This window comes from Lysobacter niastensis (genome assembly GCF_015453285.1).
Taxonomy (GTDB): domain Bacteria; phylum Pseudomonadota; class Gammaproteobacteria; order Xanthomonadales; family Xanthomonadaceae; genus Lysobacter_J; species Lysobacter_J niastensis.
The window spans coordinates 270,911-288,572 of the sequence record NZ_JADLZT010000001.1 but is presented as its reverse complement, the minus strand read 5'-3'; the positions used below and the strand labels follow the sequence as shown (position 1 = coordinate 288,572).

General features: G+C 68.0%; 20 protein-coding genes. 12 read left to right on the top strand and 8 right to left on the bottom strand.

Annotated elements, in window-relative coordinates; all coding sequences use genetic code 11:
- Positions 1 to 104: 104 nt before the first annotated feature.
- Both mgtE and IU514_RS01265 read left to right on the top strand, forming a co-directional pair.
- Complete coding sequence (gene mgtE, locus IU514_RS01270) at positions 105 to 1,466, top strand: magnesium transporter (protein WP_194929251.1); 1,362 nt, start codon at positions 105 to 107, stop codon at positions 1,464 to 1,466.
- 85 nt (positions 1,467 to 1,551) lie between these two features.
- The gene (locus IU514_RS01265) at positions 1,552 to 2,343 is read left to right on the top strand and encodes a carboxylesterase family protein (protein ID WP_194929250.1); all 792 of its coding nucleotides are present in this window, start codon (positions 1,552 to 1,554) and stop codon (positions 2,341 to 2,343) included.
- 136 nt (positions 2,344 to 2,479) lie between these two features.
- Here the strand turns inward: IU514_RS01265 and IU514_RS01260 are convergent, their stop codons facing one another.
- Genes IU514_RS01260 through IU514_RS01250 form a run of 3 tightly spaced genes read right to left on the bottom strand, consistent with a single transcriptional unit; the run spans position 2,480 to position 4,496 of the window.
- Positions 2,480 to 3,409 carry an aspartate carbamoyltransferase catalytic subunit gene (locus IU514_RS01260; RefSeq protein ID WP_194929249.1) on the bottom strand — a complete coding sequence of 310 codons (930 nt, stop codon included), beginning with the start codon at positions 3,407 to 3,409 and terminating at the stop codon, positions 2,480 to 2,482.
- Entirely contained in the window at positions 3,406 to 3,930 is a 525-nt protein-coding gene (gene ruvX / locus IU514_RS01255; RefSeq protein ID WP_194929248.1) for a Holliday junction resolvase RuvX, read from the bottom strand. Before ruvX ends, IU514_RS01260 begins: the two co-directional genes overlap by 4 nt.
- Positions 3,930 to 4,496 (bottom strand): YqgE/AlgH family protein, encoded by a 567-nt coding sequence (locus tag IU514_RS01250; RefSeq protein ID WP_194929247.1) that lies wholly within the window; start codon positions 4,494 to 4,496, stop codon positions 3,930 to 3,932. The genes ruvX and IU514_RS01250 overlap by 1 nt, the downstream gene beginning before the upstream one ends.
- A gap of 88 nt (positions 4,497 to 4,584) precedes the next feature.
- Between IU514_RS01250 and IU514_RS01245 the strand changes: the two genes are divergently transcribed.
- Complete coding sequence (locus IU514_RS01245) at positions 4,585 to 6,291, top strand: dipeptidyl-peptidase 3 family protein (protein WP_194929246.1); 1,707 nt, start codon at positions 4,585 to 4,587, stop codon at positions 6,289 to 6,291.
- Between the two features lie 6 nt (positions 6,292 to 6,297).
- Positions 6,298 to 6,855 (top strand): DNA-3-methyladenine glycosylase I, encoded by a 558-nt coding sequence (locus IU514_RS01240; protein ID WP_194929245.1) that lies wholly within the window; start codon positions 6,298 to 6,300, stop codon positions 6,853 to 6,855.
- Positions 6,856 to 7,197: 342 nt separating this feature from the next.
- Here the strand turns inward: IU514_RS01240 and IU514_RS01235 are convergent, their stop codons facing one another.
- Together IU514_RS01235 and IU514_RS01230 are read right to left on the bottom strand one after the other, a co-directional pair.
- Positions 7,198 to 8,340, bottom strand: coding sequence for a PilT/PilU family type 4a pilus ATPase (locus IU514_RS01235; RefSeq protein WP_194929244.1), 1,143 nt, complete (start codon positions 8,338 to 8,340; stop codon positions 7,198 to 7,200).
- 74 nt (positions 8,341 to 8,414) lie between these two features.
- Positions 8,415 to 9,452 (bottom strand): type IV pilus twitching motility protein PilT, encoded by a 1,038-nt coding sequence (locus IU514_RS01230; protein ID WP_194929243.1) that lies wholly within the window; start codon positions 9,450 to 9,452, stop codon positions 8,415 to 8,417.
- A 150-nt stretch (positions 9,453 to 9,602) separates the two neighbouring features.
- On the opposite strand from IU514_RS01230, the gene IU514_RS01225 reads away from it, so the two are divergent.
- The 3 genes from IU514_RS01225 to IU514_RS01215 are packed head-to-tail and all read left to right on the top strand — an operon-like array spanning position 9,603 to position 11,645.
- The gene (locus IU514_RS01225; RefSeq protein ID WP_386760417.1) at positions 9,603 to 10,307 is read left to right on the top strand and encodes a YggS family pyridoxal phosphate-dependent enzyme; all 705 of its coding nucleotides are present in this window, start codon (positions 9,603 to 9,605) and stop codon (positions 10,305 to 10,307) included.
- On the top strand, positions 10,304 to 11,122 hold the full coding sequence (gene proC / locus IU514_RS01220) for a pyrroline-5-carboxylate reductase (protein WP_194929242.1): 819 nt from the start codon (positions 10,304 to 10,306) through the stop codon (positions 11,120 to 11,122). Before IU514_RS01225 ends, proC begins: the two co-directional genes overlap by 4 nt.
- Positions 11,123 to 11,141: 19 nt before the next feature.
- Positions 11,142 to 11,645, top strand: a complete 504-nt coding sequence (locus IU514_RS01215; RefSeq protein ID WP_194929241.1) for a DUF4426 domain-containing protein — start codon at positions 11,142 to 11,144, stop codon at positions 11,643 to 11,645.
- A 73-nt stretch (positions 11,646 to 11,718) separates the two neighbouring features.
- Here the strand turns inward: IU514_RS01215 and IU514_RS01210 are convergent, their stop codons facing one another.
- The gene (locus tag IU514_RS01210; protein WP_194929240.1) at positions 11,719 to 12,513 is read right to left on the bottom strand and encodes an ABC transporter substrate-binding protein; all 795 of its coding nucleotides are present in this window, start codon (positions 12,511 to 12,513) and stop codon (positions 11,719 to 11,721) included.
- 121 nt (positions 12,514 to 12,634) lie between these two features.
- Entirely contained in the window at positions 12,635 to 13,237 is a 603-nt protein-coding gene (gene pdxH / locus IU514_RS19130) for a pyridoxamine 5'-phosphate oxidase (RefSeq protein WP_194929239.1), read from the bottom strand.
- A gap of 17 nt (positions 13,238 to 13,254) precedes the next feature.
- Here pdxH and IU514_RS19125 point away from each other — a divergent pair, with 17 nt between their 5' ends.
- Positions 13,255 to 14,085 carry a kinase gene (locus IU514_RS19125; RefSeq protein WP_194929238.1) on the top strand — a complete coding sequence of 277 codons (831 nt, stop codon included), beginning with the start codon at positions 13,255 to 13,257 and terminating at the stop codon, positions 14,083 to 14,085.
- 24 nt (positions 14,086 to 14,109) lie between these two features.
- Here the strand turns inward: IU514_RS19125 and IU514_RS01195 are convergent, their stop codons facing one another.
- Positions 14,110 to 14,313: a dodecin family protein gene (locus IU514_RS01195; protein WP_194929237.1), complete on the bottom strand. Its 204-nt coding sequence runs from the start codon at positions 14,311 to 14,313 to the stop codon at positions 14,110 to 14,112.
- Between the two features lie 117 nt (positions 14,314 to 14,430).
- Between IU514_RS01195 and IU514_RS01190 the strand changes: the two genes are divergently transcribed.
- The 4 genes from IU514_RS01190 to hemE all read left to right on the top strand — a co-directional run bounded on the left by IU514_RS01190 (position 14,431) and on the right by hemE (position 17,638).
- The gene (locus IU514_RS01190; protein WP_228760394.1) at positions 14,431 to 15,012 is read left to right on the top strand and encodes a shikimate kinase; all 582 of its coding nucleotides are present in this window, start codon (positions 14,431 to 14,433) and stop codon (positions 15,010 to 15,012) included.
- Positions 15,009 to 16,112: a 3-dehydroquinate synthase gene (aroB, locus tag IU514_RS01185; protein ID WP_194929236.1), complete on the top strand. Its 1,104-nt coding sequence runs from the start codon at positions 15,009 to 15,011 to the stop codon at positions 16,110 to 16,112. Before IU514_RS01190 ends, aroB begins: the two co-directional genes overlap by 4 nt.
- A gap of 41 nt (positions 16,113 to 16,153) precedes the next feature.
- The gene (locus tag IU514_RS01180; RefSeq protein WP_194929235.1) at positions 16,154 to 16,408 is read left to right on the top strand and encodes a WGR domain-containing protein; all 255 of its coding nucleotides are present in this window, start codon (positions 16,154 to 16,156) and stop codon (positions 16,406 to 16,408) included.
- Positions 16,409 to 16,534: 126 nt separating this feature from the next.
- Positions 16,535 to 17,638, top strand: coding sequence for a uroporphyrinogen decarboxylase (gene hemE / locus IU514_RS01175; RefSeq protein ID WP_194929234.1), 1,104 nt, complete (start codon positions 16,535 to 16,537; stop codon positions 17,636 to 17,638).
- The last annotated feature ends 24 nt before the right edge of the window (positions 17,639 to 17,662 follow it).

Here is a 17,662-nt window from a genome sequence, read left to right as displayed (position 1 = left end):
TGATTTCGGGGGTGGGCAGCTTCCGCATATGGGGCGATAATGCCGGCATGAACGCCTAACCCTGTCGCGCCCAACGTGGCTCGACTCGCCAACGGAAGCCCCGAATGGCCGAAGCCGTCCGCCACGACAAGACCGCGCGCCAGCTGCGTCTGCTCTCAGACGCGCTCGACAGCGGCCGCCTTGGCCCCGTGCGCCGGCTGGTCAACACGCTCTCCCCTGCCGAGATCGGCAACCTGCTCGAATCGCTGCCGCCGGCCAAGCGCACCATCGTCTGGGGCCTGGTCGATGCCGAGGACGACGGCGAGGTGCTGGTCCACGTCGGCGACGAGGTGCGCGAGAGCCTGCTGGCCGAGATGGATCCGGACGAAATCGTCGCGGCCGTCGAGGACCTGGACATCGACGACCTCGCCGACCTGGTCGAGGACCTGCCCGACACGGTCATCGACGAAGTCCTCAAGTCGATGGACCGCGAGAACCGCGAGCGGCTCGAGCAGGTGCTGTCGTACCCGGAGGACACCGCCGGCCGACTGATGAATCCCGACGTGGTGACGGTGCGCGCCGACACCACCATCGACGTCGTGCTGCGTTACCTGCGCCTGCGCGGGGAACTGCCCGAGCACACCGACCACCTGTACGTGGTCAGCCGCCGCCACCAGTACCTCGGCCGCATTGCGGTGGCTTCGCTGCTGACCAACGAGCCCGGCACGCCGATCAACAAGCTGATCGACGACGAGCAGCCGGCGATCGACGTGGAAGAGTCCGCTGGCGAAGTCGCCCGCAGGTTCTCCGACCATGACTGGCTCAGCGCGCCGGTGGTCGACGACAGCAACATCCTGCTCGGCCGCATCACCATCGACGACGTCGTCGACATCATCCGCGAGCAGGCGGAGCACCAGGCCCTGAGCGCGGCCGGCCTGGACGAGGACGAGGACCTGTTCAGCCCGGTGTGGCGCGCGATGCGGCGCCGCCTGATCTGGCTGTCGATCAACCTGGCCACGGCCTTTTTGGCCGCCAGCGTGGTCGGCGAGTTCGCCGGCACGATCGACAAGCTGGTCGCGCTGGCGGTGCTGATGCCGATCGTCGCCGGCATGGGCGGCAATGCCGGCACGCAGGTACTGGCGCTGATGGTGCGCGGCCTGGCGCTGGGCCAGGTGGGTGCCTCCAACGTGCGCACGCTGCTGTGGAAGGAAGTGCGCGTCGCGCTGCTCAACGGCCTGGCGCTCGGCTCGCTGCTGGCCGTGATCGTGATGCTGTGGTTCCACAACATCGGCCTGTCGCTGGTGATCGCCACCGCGCTCACGCTGAACCTGCTCTCGGCGGCGATGGCCGGCGTGCTCGTGCCGCTGACGCTCAAGCGCTTCGGTTTCGACCCGGCGCTGGCGAGCAGCATCTTCCTGACCACCGTGACCGACGTCATGGGCTTCTTCACGTTCCTGGGTCTGGCCACGCTGCTGCTGTTGCGCTGATCAAGTGCGTTTCTGCGACGCAATCGCGGGCGCGCAGCCGCTCGTACGCGGAAAAATATGGCAACGTCGTTTGCCAGGCTGTCCCATGAAGTTCCATCCCCACTCGCTGCTGGTCATGTTCGCGTTGCTGCTCGGTGCGAGCTGCTCGCATTCGCCCGCCAAGGTGGATACCGGCCGATTCGAACAGCGCGAACTGCAGGTGGAGGGCGCTGTCCACCGCTACCAGGTGTTCGTTCCTTCGCGTGAAGCAGGCGGACGCAAGCCCGCGGTCGTGCTGTTCCTGCACGGCTCCGGCGAACGCGGCACCGACAACCAGCGCCAGATCGAGGTCGGCCTCGGGCCGTACCTGCGACAGCACATGGCGGACTTCCCTGCGATCGTGGTGTTCCCGCAGGCGAAAGCGGGTCAGTCGTGGAGCGGTGCCACGGCTCGCATGGCGCTGGCCGAGCTCGATGCCAGCGTGCGCGAGTTCAATGGCGACGACGACCGCATCGCGCTGACCGGGATCTCGCGCGGTGGTTATGGCGTGTACGAGCTGGCGCTGATGGAACCGCAACGCTTCTCGGCGCTGGTGCCGGTCTGCGGCGGCATCACTCAGCCCGGCATCAAGGAACCATTGCAGGTCGACGGCGTCGCCGGTGCGCCCGATCCGTTCGTGGCGGCCGCGCAGCGGCTGCAACACCTGCCGATGTGGCTCTTCCACGGCGGCCAGGACGATGTGGTGACGCCGGACCAGTCGCGCCACATGGTCGAAGCGATGCGCCGGATCGGCGGCAACGTGCGTTACACAGAGTTTGCCCAGGCCGGCCACAACGCCTGGGACCCGGCTTACGCCACGGCGGACCTGTGGCCGTGGCTGTTCGCGCAGGAGCGATAGGCTCGCTGTCGCTCGCTTACCCCTCTTCCGGCCCTTCGGGCCACCTTCTCCCACAAGGGGAGAAGCAAGACAGGATGGCTTAAGACACCGGAAACCGGTGTCCCCATTACTCCCTCTCCCTTTCGGGAGAGGGAAATCAGCCGCGCAATAGCGCTTCCAGCACCGCCATCCGCACGGCGACGCCGTTGCTGACCTGGGTGAGGATCAGCGATTGCGGGCCGTCGGCGACGTCGTCGGTGATCTCCACGCCGCGGTTCATTGGCCCCGGATGCATCACCACGGCATCCGCGGCGGCACGCTTCAGGCGCGCGGCGCTGAGCCCGAAGTCACGGTGGTACTCGTCAAGCGAGGCAACCAGGCCCTCCTCCATGCGCTCGCGCTGCAGGCGCAGCATCATCGCGGCATCGACGCCTTCCAGCGCGGCATCGAGGTCATGCGACACCACGCAACCCTGCAGCGTGCCGTCGTCCGGCAGCAACGAGGCCGGCCCGCACACACGGATCTCACCGGTACCCAGTGCCCGCAACGCCTGCAGATCGGACCGGGCCACGCGCGAGTGCTTCACGTCGCCGACGATCACCACCTTCAGCCGGGAGAAGTCATGACCCTTCGCCTGGCGCAGGGTCAGCATGTCAAGCAAGCCCTGCGTCGGGTGTGCTGTGCGGCCATCGCCGGCATTGACCAGCGACGTTCCCGGGTTGGCATGTCCGGACAATTCGGCCACGGCGCCGTCGACCTTGTGCCGGATGACGAAGCCACGCACGCCCATCGCCTCTAGGTTCTTCATCGTGTCCAGCGCGGTTTCACCCTTGCTGGTCGAGGACGTGGATGCATCGAAGTTCAGCACGTCGGCACCGAGCCGCTGCGCGGCCAGCGTGAAGCTCATGCGCGTACGCGTGGAAGGCTCGAAGAACAGCGTGCAGACCGCGATGCCATCCAGCGCGCGGCGGTCGTAATGGCCTTCGGCGAAGGCCTGTGCGCGCACCAGCAGCGCGTTCAGGGCATCGCGCGGCATGCCGTCCAGGGTGAGCAGGTGGCGGGGCGTCACGGTGTGGGATGCGTTCATGCGGCAGGCAGGTCGGAGAGTTCGGTGGCTTCGTCCGGGGCCGCCAGCCAGCGCTCGATGATCACGGCCGCGGCGACCGCGTCCAGGGCATCGGCATCGCGGCGGCGCTTGCGCCCTTCGGCGCGGTCGGAGGCAAAACGCTGCGCGGCTTCGATGGAACTGGATCGCTCGTCGACCAGTACCACCGGCACCTTGTAGCGGGCATGCAGCTCGCGCGCGAACGCATGGGCGCGCTGGCGTATCGGCTGGTCGCCGCCTTCGAGCGTCATCGGATCGCCGACGATCATGCCGTCCGGACGCCATTCCTTGCGCAGACGGTCGATCATGGCCCAGTCCGGTCCGCTCGCATGCACGTCGACCACGGCTAGCGCGCGTGCGCCATGGCCAAAGGCACTGCCGACGGCGATGCCGATGCGGCGCGAGCCGACATCGAAGCCGAGAACGGTGCCGTCGCGGCGGATGCTGGAAGACGGTCCGCTGGCAGGTTGGCTTTCGGAAGGCTGGCCGGAGGGCGGCGCCATCATGCGTGCCCGGAGTAATCGGCCAGGTGGGCGAAGTCGACGCCGATGCGCCCGGCCGCCGCCTGCCAGCGCGATTCCAGCGGAAGGTTGAACAGCAGTTCGGGATCCGCGGGTGCGGTCAGCCAGTCGTTCTCGGTCAGCTCCTGCTCGAGCTGGCCCGAGCCCCAGCCGGCGCAACCCAGCGCGACGATCGCATGCCTGGGCCCTTCGCCACGCGCCATCGCCTCGAGGATGTCGCGCGAGGTCGTGAGGAACAGCGCCTCGGCGATCGCCATCGTCGAGTCCCAATGCATTCCGCCATCGTGCAGCACGAAGCCGCGCTCCGGATGCACCGGGCCGCCCGCCAGGACGATCTGCGCGCGGAGATGTTCATCGCCGCCTTCCACGCCCATCTGCCCGAGTACTTCACCGAGAGTGTATTCGGACGGGCGGTTGACGACGATGCCCATGGCGCCGTCGTCGTCGTGCTGGCAGATCAGCGCGACGCTGCGCGAGAAATTGGTGTCAGCCAGCGCCGGCAGCGCGATCAGGAGCTGATTGGCGAGGGGTGTGGGCGTTGCTTGCATGCCCCGCATTCTATCGCGCGGCGTGTGATCGCGCGGCCTTGGCCCGCGGCGTAGGATGGCGATTGGCCCCGAAATCGACCGCACCGTCATGCCTGCATTGTCCCTGCGCCCCCTCGCCTTCGCCTGCCTCGCCGTCATTGCATTGGCCGCCTGTCAACGCCAGGCCCCGGAGCCGGCCGCGAGCACGGCACCGGCGCAGCCCGCGCCCGATGCCGCCAGCGCCTACGCCGCGGAGCACGCCGGCGATTACGCCCGCGTTCCGTTGAAGGCCGATCTGTCGAAGTTCGATGAACGTACGCGACAGATGATCGCCAGGCTGGTCGAAGCCAGCGGCGTGATGAACGCGATCTACTGGAAGCAATCGTGGGACGGCGACCGCGATCAACTGCTCGCACGCGCCCCCGATGCCGCCACGCGCGAACTGGTCGAGGTCAACTTCGGCCCGTGGGACCGCCTCAACGAGGACAAGCCGTTCATCGCCGGTGTGGGGGCGCGTCCGCCGGGCGGCCCGTTCTATCCCGTGGACATGACCAAGGAAGAGTTCGAGGCTGCCTCGCTGCCGGACAAGACCTCCAACTACACGCTGCTTCGCCGCGACGCGGCCGGCAAGCTGATCACCGAGCCCTATCACCAGGCGTACCGCGCCGAACTGGAGCGCGCCGCCGCTCTGCTGCGCGAGGCGTCGAAGCTCAGCGCCGACCAGGCGTTCGCGAGCTACCTGGCCATGCGCGCCGACGCGCTGCTGTCGGACGACTTCCGCCCCAGCGACCTGGCCTGGATGGACATGAAGACCAATCCGGTCGATGTCGTCATCGGTCCGATCGAGACCTACGAGGACCAGCTGTTCGGATATAAGGCTGCCTACGAAGGCCTGGTGCTGATCAAGGACATCGAATGGAGCCAGAAGCTGGCGCGCTTCGCCAAGCTGCTGCCAGCGCTGCAGAAGGGGCTGCCGGTCGATGGGAAGTACAAGGCGGAGACGCCCGGCTCCAATGCCGACCTCAACGCGTACCAGGCCGTGTACTACGGCGGCAACGCCAACGTCGGCGCCAAGACCATCGCGATCAACCTGCCCAACGACGAGGAAGTCCAGCTGAAGAAAGGCACGCGCCGTCTGCAGCTGGAAAACGTCATGAAGGCGAAGTTCGACGCGATCCTGATGCCGATCGCGCAGCAGCTGATCGCCCAGGACCAGCTCAAGCACGTCACCTTCGATGCATTCTTCGAGGACGTGATGTTCCACGAGGTCGCGCACGGCCTGGGCATCAAGAAGACTCTCGACGGCAAGGGCACGGTCGACGAAGCGCTGAAGGAGTACGCCTCCAGCTTCGAGGAGGGCAAGGCCGACATCCTCGGCCTGTACATGATCGACGCGCTGAGCGAGCAGGGTGAACTCGACAAGACCAAGCTGATGGACGGCTACGTCACCTTCCTCGCCGGCATCCTGCGCTCGGTGCGCTTCGGCGCCGCGGACGCGCATGGCAAGGCCAACATGGTGCGCTTCAACTTCTTCGCCGAACGCGGCGCGTTCACCCGTGACGCCGATGGCCGCTACCGCGTCGACTTCGAGAAGATGCGCTCGGCAATGAACGCGCTCAGCGCCAAGCTGCTGACCGTGCAGGGCGACGGCGACTACGCCGAGGCCAAGCGCATGACCGCGACGATGGGCGTCATCAAGCCCGAACTCGCTTCGGACCTGGCACGCCTGAAGGACGCGAAGATCCCGGTCGACATCCGCTTCGACCAGGGGCTCGAGGTGCTGGGCCTGTCGCAGTACGCCAGCACGCAGCCGTAACCGGCGATGTCGGGCTACTGCGATTACGCACCGGGCCACCCGCTGCACGGGCCGTACCATGATCATGAGTACGGCTTCCCGCAGCGCGAGGACGCCGTGCTGTTCGAACGGCTGGTGCTGGAAATCAACCAGGCGGGGCTGAGCTGGGAAACCATGCTGCGCAAGCGCGACGGCTTCCGTCGCGCCTACCATGGCTTCGACGTCGATCGCGTCGCCCGTTATGGCGAGCGCGACCGCGAACGCCTGCTGGCCGACCCCGGCATCATCCGCAACCGTCTCAAGGTCGATGCCGCCATCCACAATGCACAGGTGATCCGTGGACTGCGCGACAGCCATGGCAGCTTCGCGCAGTGGCTCGATGCACAGCAGCTGGACCACGATCGCCGGCGCGACAAGGCGTCATGGGTGAAGCTGTTCAAGAAGACCTTCCGTTTCACCGGTGGCGAGATCACCGGCGAGTTCCTGATGAGTCTGGGCTACCTGGCCGGCGCGCATCGCGAGAGCTGCCCGGTGTATGCGCGCATCGCGGCGCTGCCGCCGCCCTGGATGGCGGAATCGGGCTGAACCATTAGCCCTGATGGACGGCCGAAAAGAAAAGCCCGGCCGCCGGGGAGGGAATCGAGAGGCGGCAGCCGGGCTGAGAAAATCAGCTCGTCCAGGCGCCTGTTGCGGCGGCCTGTACGGGGAAACAGCGGCTGCGGCGCGCGCGGTCACGCGCGCCTCGATCGTCCGGATTCGATCTCCGTGCGCGTCACGCGCACGCCCCTGCCCCCTAGAGAAGCATGCCGTCCTGGCGTGTGAAGTCCGTGTCACGGCGGCGGCCTGTCCGTGACTGCAATCGAGGAAACATCCAAAGAAAAAGCCGGGCCAGGCCCGGCTTCTTCCTTCATCCGATAGCCACCCGTATCAGCGGGCTTCGGCCACTTCGACGCCGTCCAGGCCCTGCGCCAGGGTCTTGGCATCGCCGCCCTGCGCAAGCTTGATGCGCAGGCGCACTTCGTTCTGCGAGTCGGCATAACGCAGCGCGTCCTCGTAGGAGATCTCGCCGGCCTGGTACAGCTCGAACAGGGCTTGGTCGAAGGTCTTCATGCCGAGCTGCACGGACTCCTTCATCACTTCCTTCAGCTTGTGGATCTCGCCATCGCGGATGTAGTCCTGCACCAGCGGCGTGCCGAGCAGGATCTCCATCGCCACGCGGCGCCCCTTGCCGTCCGGCGTCGGGATCAGCTGCTGTGCGACCACGCCCTTGAGGTTGAGCGAGAGATCCATCAGCAGCTGGCCGCGTCGGTCTTCCGGGAAGAAGTTGATGATGCGGTCCATCGCCTGGTTGGCGTTGTTGGCGTGCAGCGTGCACAGCACCAGGTGGCCGGTCTCGGCGAAGGCGATGGCGTGGTCCATGCCTTCGCGCGTGCGCACCTCGCCGATCATGATCACGTCCGGCGCCTGGCGCAGCGTGTTCTTCAGCGCCGCGTCCCAGCTGTCGGTGTCGATGCCGACCTCGCGCTGCGTGATGATGCAGCCCTCGTGCTTGTGCACGAACTCGATCGGGTCCTCGATCGTGATGATGTGGCCGGTCGAGTTCATGTTGCGGTAGCCGATCATCGCCGCCAGCGAGGTCGACTTACCGGTACCGGTAGCACCGACGAAGATGATGATGCCGCGCTTGGTCATCGCCAGCGTCTTGATGACCGGCGGCAGGTTGAGCTCCTCGACAGTCGGGATCTTGGTCTCGATGCGTCGCAGCACCATGCCGACCTGGTTGCGCTGGTAGAAGCAGCTCACGCGGAAGCGGCCTACGCCCGAGACGCCGATGGCGAAGTTGCACTCGTGCGTCTTTTCGAACTCCTCGCGCTGCTGCGGCGTCATCACATTGAGGACGAGGTCGCGGCTCTGCTGCGGGGTCAGCGGGTTCTGCGTGATCGGCGAGATCTTGCCGTGGACCTTCATCGACGGCGGCATGCCGGCCGTGATGAACAGGTCCGACGCCTTCTGGTGCGCCATCAGCTTGAGGAAGGAGGTGAAATCGATGGTGGTGCCGGTGGTGCTCATGCGATGCCTCCGTGAGGCGTTGTTGCGTTCCGTGCGCCGCGGCCGTCATTGGTCGCGGCACGGCCGGACGTTGATCAATCGAACAGCCGCTTGTCCTTAGCGTACTCGCGCGCATTCGGACGGGTGATAAGGCCACGCTTGACCAGGTCCTGCAGGTGCTGGTCGAGCGTCATCATTCCGTAGTTCTGGCCGGTCTGGATCGCCGAATACATCTGCGCGACCTTGTCCTCGCGGATCAGGTTACGGATCGCCGGAATGCCGACCATGATCTCCCACGCGGCGGTACGGCCGCCGCCGACCTTCTTCAGCAGCGCCTGCGAGATCACCGCGCGCAGCGATTCGGACAGCATCGAGCGCACCATCGGCTTCTCGCCGGCCGGGAACACGTCGATGATGCGGTCCACGGTCTTGGCGGCCGAGCTCGTATGCAGCGTGCCGAACACGAGATGGCCGGTTTCCGCGGCGGTCAGCGCGAGGCGAATGGTTTCCAGGTCGCGCAGCTCGCCGACCAGGACGTAGTCCGGGTCTTCGCGCAGCGCCGAGCGCAGCGCTTCGTTGAAGCCGTGCGTGTCGCGGTGAACCTCGCGCTGGTTGATCAGGCACTTCTGCGAGGTGTGGACGAACTCGATCGGGTCCTCGATGGTGAGGATGTGACCGTATTCGTTCTTGTTGATGTGGTCGACCATCGCCGCGAGCGTGGTCGACTTGCCCGAACCGGTCGGGCCGGTGACCAGGATCAGGCCCTGCGGCTGGTCGATCAGTTCCTTGAAGATGCGCGGGCAGCCCAGGTCCTCGAGCGTCAGCACTTCCGAAGGCACGGTACGGAATACCGCACCGGCGCCGCGGTTCTGGTTGAACGCGTTGACGCGGAAGCGCGCCAGGCCCGGGATCTCGAACGAGAAGTCGACCTCGAGGAACTCTTCGTAGTCGCGGCGCTGCTTGTCCGACATGATGTCGTAGACCAGCGCGTGCACCTGCTTGTGGTCGAGCGCCGGAATGTTGATGCGGCGGACGTCGCCGTCCACCCGGATCATCGGCGGCAAGCCCGCCGACAGATGCAGGTCGGATGCCTTGTTCTTGACCGAAAACGCCAACAGCTCGGCGATATCCATGCGTGCTCCCCCCGCAACGCGGAAACTTCTTGATACGAAACGACCCGATACGTGTCTGCGCCCGCGAAAACTGGCGCGAAACCACCCCTGAGGGCAGTATAGCCCCGGACCCGTACCGCCGTTCCAGCCCCCATTTCAGGATTTGTCGACGTGCTCACGCACGCCCTGCAAGACGTATTGCTCCGACTCGAGAACGCGGCGAGGGCCGCCCAGCGGCCAGTGCCGCGCCTGCTTGCCGTGTCCAAGACCCAGCCTGCGACCGCGGTCGCGGAATTGGCGGCGTGTGGACAACGCGCATTCGGCGAGAACTACGTGCAGGAGGCGGCAGCCAAACAGGCGCAACTGAATGCGCTGGCGCTGGAGTGGCACCTGATCGGTCACCTCCAGTCCAACAAAGCCAGGGAAGCCGCGGTGCTGTTCGACTGGGTGCAGACCGTGGACCGCGCCAAGCTGGTCCAGGCGCTGGCCCTGCACCGGCCCGCCGACCGGGCGCCGCTCAACGTCCTGATCCAGGTCAATATCGACGACGAGAGCAGCAAGCATGGTTGCCGCCCGGACGAGGTGGCGGCCCTGGCCGCCGCCGTCGCGGGTGAGCCAAGGCTGCGCCTGCGGGGTCTGATGGTGATCCCGCAGCCCCACCCCGACATCGAGCAGCGGCGTGGCGCCTTCCGGCGCACGCGCGAGTTGTTCGAGGCCCTGCAGCACGACCATCCCGACGCCGACACACTGTCCATGGGCATGAGCGACGATTGCCCCATCGCGATCGCCGAAGGCGCGACCATGGTGCGCGTCGGCACCGCCCTGTTCGGCTCGCGCCCGGCCAAGCCCCACACACCGGACCACTCCCACGCATGACCCTTTCCATCGCATTCATCGGCGGCGGCAACATGGCCCGCAGCCTGATCGGCGGCCTCGCCTCGCGCGGCCACAAACCCGCCGCCCTCCACGTAGCCGAGCCGGTCGACTCCCTGCGGGAAGGCCTCCAGAGCGACTTCGGCGTGGCCGCGTACGGCTCCGCGGCCGCGGCCGCCGATGGCGCCGCGGTCTGGGTCCTGGCGGTCAAACCACAGGTGATGCGCGCCGTGTGCGAGGAACTCGCGCCGTTGGCGCAGGCGCAGCATCCGCTGGTGATCTCGGTGGCCGCGGGCATCGGCACCCGGCAGCTCGACCAGTGGCTGGGCGGCGGCCAGGCGGTGGTCCGGGCGATGCCCAACACCCCGGCCCTGCTCGGCGCAGGCATCACCGGCCTTTTTGCGAACCCAGCCACCGACGATGCCGGCCGCGAGCGTTCCGCAGCCCTGTTGCATGCGGTGGGCCCGACCGTGTGGATCGACGACGAGGCGCGCATGGACGCCGTCACCGCGGTCTCGGGCAGCGGCCCGGCCTACGTCTTCCTGCTGGCAGAAGCGATGACCGCCGCGGGCATCCGCCAGGGACTCGCGCCCGAGGCGGCCCAGGCCCTGGTGACCCAGACCCTGCTGGGTGCGGCGACCATGCTCTCGCAGCTGGACGAACCGGCCGAAGTACTGCGCGCCCGCGTCACCTCGCCCGGCGGGACCACGCAGGCGGCGATCGAGACGTTCGAGGCCGGCGGCTTCCGCGCCCTGGTGGACAGTGCGATTGCCGCCGCCACCGAACGCGGCCGCCAATTGTCGGCGGCGCATGATTGATGAACCCGAGGAGACCGTCATGAGCCACAAGATCTCTCTGGCCTCGCTGCTGACGGCCTTCGTCCTTGCCGGATGCGGAGGCGGCGGTTCGCCTCCGCCGGCTGCGCCGAGTGCTTCCACGGCGGGCGCCACGCAGGATGCGGTCAGTCGCATCGGCGACGTCAGCATCCGCGCCAGCGTCGTCCAGACTTCCTCGCTGCCCGAGCAGGTGGCGGCGCAATACGGCATCGCCCGCGACGACCGCACCGTGATGCTGCTGGTTGCCGTCCGCCAAGGGCCCGAAGCGCAGGAAGTGGCGCTCCCGGCGCAGATCACCGCCACCGCGACGGACCTGCGCGGCCGCCGCCAGACGGTCTCGATGCGCGAGCTGCGCACCGGGGCCGGCTCCGGTCCGGAGCTGCTGGACTACATCGGCACGGTCGACATCTCGCTGCCGGACACGCTGCGCTTCGACCTCACGATCGTCCGCGAAGGCGGCGCTACCTCGAGCATGCAGTTCAGCCGCGACTTCTACCCGCGCTGAAAACGGCCCTCACCCACTCTCCGCATGCGGAAGAGAGGCTCTGTTGAGTGCGCGAAGCAGGCGGACCTGACACCTACCCATGCCGCCGCGCCCAAGCCTGGATCACGCCCGCGATCTCCCGCACTCCGTCGCTCAATGCCGCGGGCCCGGGCTGCAGGATCAGCGGCGACTTGATCTCGTGCAGTTCGCGGTCGCGCACCGCCGGGATCGCATCCCAGCCGGGACGTGCGGCGACCTTGTCCGGGCGAAATTTCTTGCCGCACCACGATCCGAACACGATGTCGGGCGCACGCCGCACCACTTCCGAGGCGTCTTCGAGGATGCGCTGCTTCGCCAGCGGCTCGGCGGCGCGTTCCGGGAAGATGTCGTCGCCGCCTGCGATGCGGACCAGCTCCGCCACCCAGCGGATGCCGGTGATCGGCGGCTCGTCCCACTCCTCGAAATAGACCTTCGGGCGGCACGGCAGCCTGGCCGCCTCCGCCGCGATGGCGTCCAGCCCTCGCTGCAGTTCGTCCGCGTACGCGTTCGCTTTCGCCGCCGCGCCGACCATCGCGCCAAGCCGGCGGATGTAGTCGAGGATGCCCTCGACACTGCGGTGGTTGCTGATCCACACCTCGATGCCGTGGCGGATCAGTTCGCCGGCGATCTCGGCCTGGATGTCGGAGAAGCCAATCACGAAGTCCGGCTGGAGCTTGAGGATCTCGCCGATCTTCGCGCTGGTGAAGGCGCTGACCTTGGGCTTTTCCTTGCGCGCCACCGGCGGGCGCACGGTGAAGCCGCTGATGCCGACGATGCGGTGCTGTTCGCCGAGCGCGTACAGCGTCTCGGTCGGTTCTTCGGTCAGGCAGACGATGCGTTGCGGTCCCATGCGCGAATTGTCGCATGCAGCTCGCACCGGCCCGCCGTCCGCGCCTCGCTTCCGTGCTCGGGGGCCAACGCCCAGGCCGGCACACCGGCCGGCGTTGCCATGCGCACGGTCCACCCGGGTTTCACGGATAGAGCATCCTCTTGCGCCATTCGCCGGCCACATCGGCTTCGTAGCACTGGCGCTCATGCAGGCGGAAATCCGCGCCGTACCAGAACTCGATCATCTCCGGGCGCACGCGCAGCCCGGTCCAGCGCGCGGGGCGCGGCACGTCGCGGCCCGCGAACTCGTGCTCGGCCTGCGCCAGTCGCTGTTCGAAGGCCGCGCGCGATTCCAGCGTCTCCGACTGTTTCGATGCCCACGCACCGAGTTGGCTTCCGCGCGGCCGCGAGGCGAAATAGGCATCGGCCTCGTCGTCGCCGACGATCTGGACCGCACCCTCGATGCGCACCTGCACGCCGTCGCGGACACGCGGCCAGTGGAACAGCAGCGCCGCATGCGGATTGGCCTGCAGTTCGCGGCCCTTGCGCCCGTCCAGGTGCGTGTAGAACACGAAGCCGCGCTCGTCGAACGCTTTCAACAACACCGTTCGCGCGGACGGGCGGGCATCGAGCGAGGCCGTGGCGACGGTCATCGCGGTGGGGTCGGGCTCGCCGGCGATGCGCGCTTCCTCGAACAACTGCGCGAACGTGGCGAGGGCTTCACTGAGCAGGGGGGCTGTCGTCATTGCGATATTGTGGGCCGATGTCGCCACGGCTGCACCCTTCCTCACCCGCCGCTCCCCATACCGCCGGATTCGGCGACGAGATCGTCCGCCGTGTCCTCGACGATGCGCTCGTCCATGGCGCGCGCGTCTATGCCATTGCTGGCCTGCAGGGCTCCGGCAAGTCCACGCTCGCCGCGCAGGTCGGCGCGATGGCGGCGCGGCGCGGGCTGCGCGTGGCCACGTTGTCGATCGACGACGTCTACCTCGGCCGCCGCGAACGTCTGCGCCTCGCACGGGACGTGCACCCGCTGCTCGCCACGCGCGGGCCGCCGGGCACCCACGATGTCGCCCTCGCCTGCGACGTGCTCGACCGGCTGCGTGCAGGCGGGCACGTGCGATTGCCCCGCTTCGACAAGCTCGCCGACACTCGCCTGCCGCCGTCGCGCTGGAAGCCCGTGTCCGCCGCCGACCTCGTGCTGTTCGAGGGCTGGTTCCTGAAAACACCGCCACAGGCGCCCGGCGAGTTGCGGGAATCGCTGAACGCGGTGGAGCGCGACGAAGACCCGGACGGATCGTGGCGCCGGTACTGCAACGACGCCCTCGCCCGCGAGTACCCGGCGCTGTGGTCGCGGCTGGATCGCCTGCTGTTCCTGCAGCCTCCGGGATTCGAGATCGTGCCCGGATGGCGGTGGGAGCAGGAAGCGGCCATGCAGGCCAACGCTCCGTCCCCGCGGCGCGGCATGTCGCGGCCGCAAATGGATCGCTTCGTGCAGTTGTTCGAGCGCGTCAGCCGCCAGGCGCTGCGCACGTTGCCCGGGCTCGCCGATCTCGTACTGCCCCTGGACGCGCAGCGGCGTCCATTGGCCTGAAATCCGTTTACTGCCCGCGGGGTGTCACTCGACGATGAAGGTGATCCGCAGGTTGACGCGCCATTCCTGCACGTTGCCCTTGTCGTCGGTCACGACCTTGATCTCGTGAACCCACGCGCCCTGCAGGTTCTTCACGGATTCGGCGCATTTCTTCAGGCCGACCTTGACCGCGTCCTCCATGCTCGTCTTCGAAGCGGCATTGAGCTCGATGACCTTGGCTACCGACATGGCGTCTCTCCCGGGGGATTCCGGCGACGGGTTGCCGCCGGCCACGCGACCGTACGCCCGGGCCCGTCAACATCACGCATCGACATCCTGTCTGCGGCGGCTGGCTACAATCGCGCCATGACTTCCGCCAGCGCCCCACGCCCCGGCGTCTCCAATCTGGTCCTGGTCGGCCCGATGGGATCCGGAAAATCGAGCATCGGCCGGCGCCTCGCCGAGCATTTCGGATTGCGCCTGGCCGACGCGGACCGCGAGATCGAATCGCGCGCAGGCTGCAGCGTGAACCAGATCTTCGAAAGCGAAGGCGAGGCAGGATTCCGCACGCGCGAGCGCGCCACACTGGCCGAACTCCTGCAGGACGAAGGCCTGGTGCTGGCCACGGGCGGCGGTGCGGTGCTGGATGCCGCCAATCGATCGCTGATGCGCGAGCGGGGATTCGTCGTGTACCTGCAGGCCGGCGTCGACCAGCAACTGCAACGCCTGGCGCAGGATCGCACCCGTCCCCTGCTCGCCCATGGCGACCGCGAACGGATCCTTCGCGGCCTGGCCGAAGTGCGCGCGCCGTTGTATGCGCAAGTCGCGCACCTGCAATTCGACACCGACGGTCATTCCGAGACCGACACCGCCGAACATCTCGCGCGACTGCTGGAGGTCCACTGGCCCTTCGCCGCCGCCTGCCGCCAAAGGAGTATTCCTTCATGAGCGCACTGCACACGGTCAAGGTCGAGGGCGAGTCGCGCTACGACATCCTGATCGGCCCTGGCCTGCTGGGCGATGCACGCATCGCCCAGACGCTGCGCGGGCGGCACGCGCTGATCGTCAGTGACGTCAACGTGGCGCCGCTCTATGCCGATCGCGTCGAAGCCACGCTGCTCTCGGCCCGGCCGTCGCTGCACGTGGGCCGCTATGTCATGCCCGCCGGCGAACAGGAAAAGACGCTGGCCCGGTTCTGCGAGTGCATCGACGCGCTGGCGGCCATGTGCGCGACGCGCGACGCCGCGGTGATCGCGCTGGGCGGTGGCGTGGTGGGCGATCTCGCCGGCTTTGCAGCGGCCTGCTGGATGCGCGGCATCGACGTGATCCAGTTGCCCACCACGTTGCTGTCGATGGTCGATTCCTCCGTCGGCGGCAAGACGGCGGTGGACCTGCCCGCCGGCAAGAACCTCGTCGGCGCGTTCCATGCGCCACGGGCCGTGATCGCCGATACCGCCGTGCTGCGCTCGCTGCCGCCGCGCGAATTGCGCGCGGGCCTGGCCGAAGTGGTCAAGTACGGCGCGGTGTTCGACGCGGGCTTTTTCGCATGGCTCGAGGCGCACGCCGACGCGCTGGTCGCCAGCGAGGATGCGACGCTGTCCGAGGCGATCGCGCGTTCGTGCCGGCACAAGGCCGAGGTCGTCTCGCGCGATCCGTTCGAGCAGGGCGAACGCGCCGTGCTCAATTTTGGCCACACCTTCGGCCACGCCATCGAAACCGAGCAGGGCTACGCAGGTGCGCAAAGCGATGCGCTGAACCATGGCGAGGCCGTAGCGGTCGGCATGGTGCTGGCGGCGAAGCTGGCCGCGGCCGTGGGCTGGGCTCCGCTGTCCGACGCACACCGGCTGGAAGCGCTGCTGCACCGGCTTGGCCTTCCCACCGCGATGCCGACTGGGCTTGACCCTTCACGGTTGCTGGAACGGATGCGCCTGGACAAGAAAGCCCAGGCCGGCGGCATGCGCTTCGTGCTATGGAAGCCGCTGGGCTCGGCCACCCTCGCCTCGGGCGTGCCCGACGAAACCGTGCTGGAGGTATTGCGGAGAGGATGAGCGAGCGTCCGCGCCGCGAACCCTGACCGTACAATCCCGCCATGCGCCTGCTCCTGCAACAACGTCCGGACGGCCGCGAAGCCCCGCGCTTCGTGCAACTGATGCTGCAGCCGGACCTCCTCGGCGGCTGGACGCTGGTGCGCGAGTCCGGCCAGATCGGCGGCCGCAGCACGCTGCGCAGGGAACAGTTCCTCGACCACGCCAGCGCCATGACCGCGCTCGAAAGCGCGCGTGACCAGCAGCTCAAGCGGGGCTTCCAGCTGATGTTCGTGCAGGGCGCCGACGCACCCCGGTGAGCCCGGGTAAAGCCCCACGCTGAAACGCTCCGGTGCCGGCGCGCGACCAGGGCACTCCGCCGGTCCCCGCCCGCTCAGGCGATAATGCCGCCCTTCCGCGCGACCCCACGCGCCCGAGACCGACGAATGACCGCCAACGCCCCCGCCCCGACGTCCGCCCTCCAGAACGACCGCTTCCTCCGCGCCCTGCGCCGCGAGCCGGTCGACCGGACGCCGGTGTGGCTGATGCGCCAGGCCGGCCGCTACCTGCCGGAATACCGCGCCACGCGCGCCGCGGCCGGCAGCTTCCTGGCGATGGCCAAGAACCCCGAACTGGCCTGCGAAGTGACGCTGCAGCCGTTGCGGCGCTTCCCGCTCGACGCGGCGATCCTGTTCTCCGACATCCTCACCGTGCCCGACGCGATGGGCCTGGGCCTGTACTTCGTCGAGGGCGAGGGCCCGAAGTTCGAACACCCGATCCGCAGCCATGACGACATCGCCCGCCTGGCCGTGCCCGACATGGGCCGCGAGCTGCGCTACGTGACGGACGCGGTCAGCACGATCCGGCGCGAACTGGACGGTTCCGTGCCGCTGATCGGCTTCTCCGGCAGTCCGTGGACGCTGGCCTGCTACATGGTCGAAGGCGGCGGCAGCGACAACTACTCGAAGGTGAAGTCGCTGGCGCTCAACGACCCGGCGGCGATGCACCGCCTGCTGGAGGTCGTGACCGACTCCGTGATCGCCTACCTGGACGCACAGCGCCAGGCCGGCGCGCAGGCGCTGCAGGTGTTCGACACCTGGGGCGGCGTGCTGTCGCCGGCGATGTACCGCGAGTTCTCGCTGCGCTATCTCAAGCGCATTGCGCAGGAGCTGCCGCGTGGTGACGACCATGCACCCGAGGGGCGGGCGCCGCTGATCCTGTTCGGAAAGGGCAACGGCGCCTACCTCGAGGAACTCGCCGCCAGCGGTGCCGAAGCCGTCGGCGTCGACTGGACGGTCGAGCTGGGCAATGCCGCGCGCCGTACCGGCGGCAAGGTCGCGATCCAGGGCAACCTCGATCCGGTGACGCTGTACGCGCAGCCGGACGCGATTCGCCGTGAGGTCGGGCGCGCGCTCGACGACTACGCGGCCGGCAATGGCGGTTCGCGCGAGGGCCATGTGTTCAATCTCGGACACGGCATGTCGCCCGACATGAGCCCGGACCACGTCGCCGCGCTCGTGGCCGCGGTGCACGAACTCAGCGCGCGCTGATTCGCGGCGTCGCTCCGCGCGACG

Excerpts from the sequence above, each read along its gene's own strand:
- mgtE (WP_194929251.1), top strand. The coding sequence starts at position 105 with ATGGCCGAAGCCGTCCGCCACGACAAGACCGCGCGCCAGCTGCGTCTG.
- proC (WP_194929242.1), top strand. The coding sequence starts at position 10,304 with ATGACCCTTTCCATCGCATTCATCGGCGGCGGCAACATGGCCCGCAGC.
- IU514_RS01195 (WP_194929237.1), bottom strand. The coding sequence starts at position 14,313 with ATGTCGGTAGCCAAGGTCATCGAGCTCAATGCCGCTTCGAAGACGAGC.
- IU514_RS19125 (WP_194929238.1), top strand. The coding sequence starts at position 13,255 with ATGTCGCCACGGCTGCACCCTTCCTCACCCGCCGCTCCCCATACCGCC.
- hemE (WP_194929234.1), top strand. The coding sequence starts at position 16,535 with ATGACCGCCAACGCCCCCGCCCCGACGTCCGCCCTCCAGAACGACCGC.
- aroB (WP_194929236.1), top strand. The coding sequence starts at position 15,009 with ATGAGCGCACTGCACACGGTCAAGGTCGAGGGCGAGTCGCGCTACGAC.
- IU514_RS01190 (WP_228760394.1), top strand. The coding sequence starts at position 14,431 with ATGACTTCCGCCAGCGCCCCACGCCCCGGCGTCTCCAATCTGGTCCTG.
- IU514_RS01260 (WP_194929249.1), bottom strand. The coding sequence starts at position 3,409 with ATGAACGCATCCCACACCGTGACGCCCCGCCACCTGCTCACCCTGGAC.
- pdxH (WP_194929239.1), bottom strand. The coding sequence starts at position 13,237 with ATGACGACAGCCCCCCTGCTCAGTGAAGCCCTCGCCACGTTCGCGCAG.
- IU514_RS01240 (WP_194929245.1), top strand. The coding sequence starts at position 6,298 with ATGTCGGGCTACTGCGATTACGCACCGGGCCACCCGCTGCACGGGCCG.
- IU514_RS01210 (WP_194929240.1), bottom strand. The coding sequence starts at position 12,513 with ATGGGACCGCAACGCATCGTCTGCCTGACCGAAGAACCGACCGAGACG.
- IU514_RS01265 (WP_194929250.1), top strand. The coding sequence starts at position 1,552 with ATGAAGTTCCATCCCCACTCGCTGCTGGTCATGTTCGCGTTGCTGCTC.
- ruvX (WP_194929248.1), bottom strand. The coding sequence starts at position 3,930 with ATGGCGCCGCCCTCCGGCCAGCCTTCCGAAAGCCAACCTGCCAGCGGA.
- IU514_RS01235 (WP_194929244.1), bottom strand. The coding sequence starts at position 8,340 with ATGAGCACCACCGGCACCACCATCGATTTCACCTCCTTCCTCAAGCTG.
- IU514_RS01180 (WP_194929235.1), top strand. The coding sequence starts at position 16,154 with ATGCGCCTGCTCCTGCAACAACGTCCGGACGGCCGCGAAGCCCCGCGC.
- IU514_RS01230 (WP_194929243.1), bottom strand. The coding sequence starts at position 9,452 with ATGGATATCGCCGAGCTGTTGGCGTTTTCGGTCAAGAACAAGGCATCC.
- IU514_RS01250 (WP_194929247.1), bottom strand. The coding sequence starts at position 4,496 with ATGCAAGCAACGCCCACACCCCTCGCCAATCAGCTCCTGATCGCGCTG.
- IU514_RS01215 (WP_194929241.1), top strand. The coding sequence starts at position 11,142 with ATGAGCCACAAGATCTCTCTGGCCTCGCTGCTGACGGCCTTCGTCCTT.
- IU514_RS01245 (WP_194929246.1), top strand. The coding sequence starts at position 4,585 with ATGCCTGCATTGTCCCTGCGCCCCCTCGCCTTCGCCTGCCTCGCCGTC.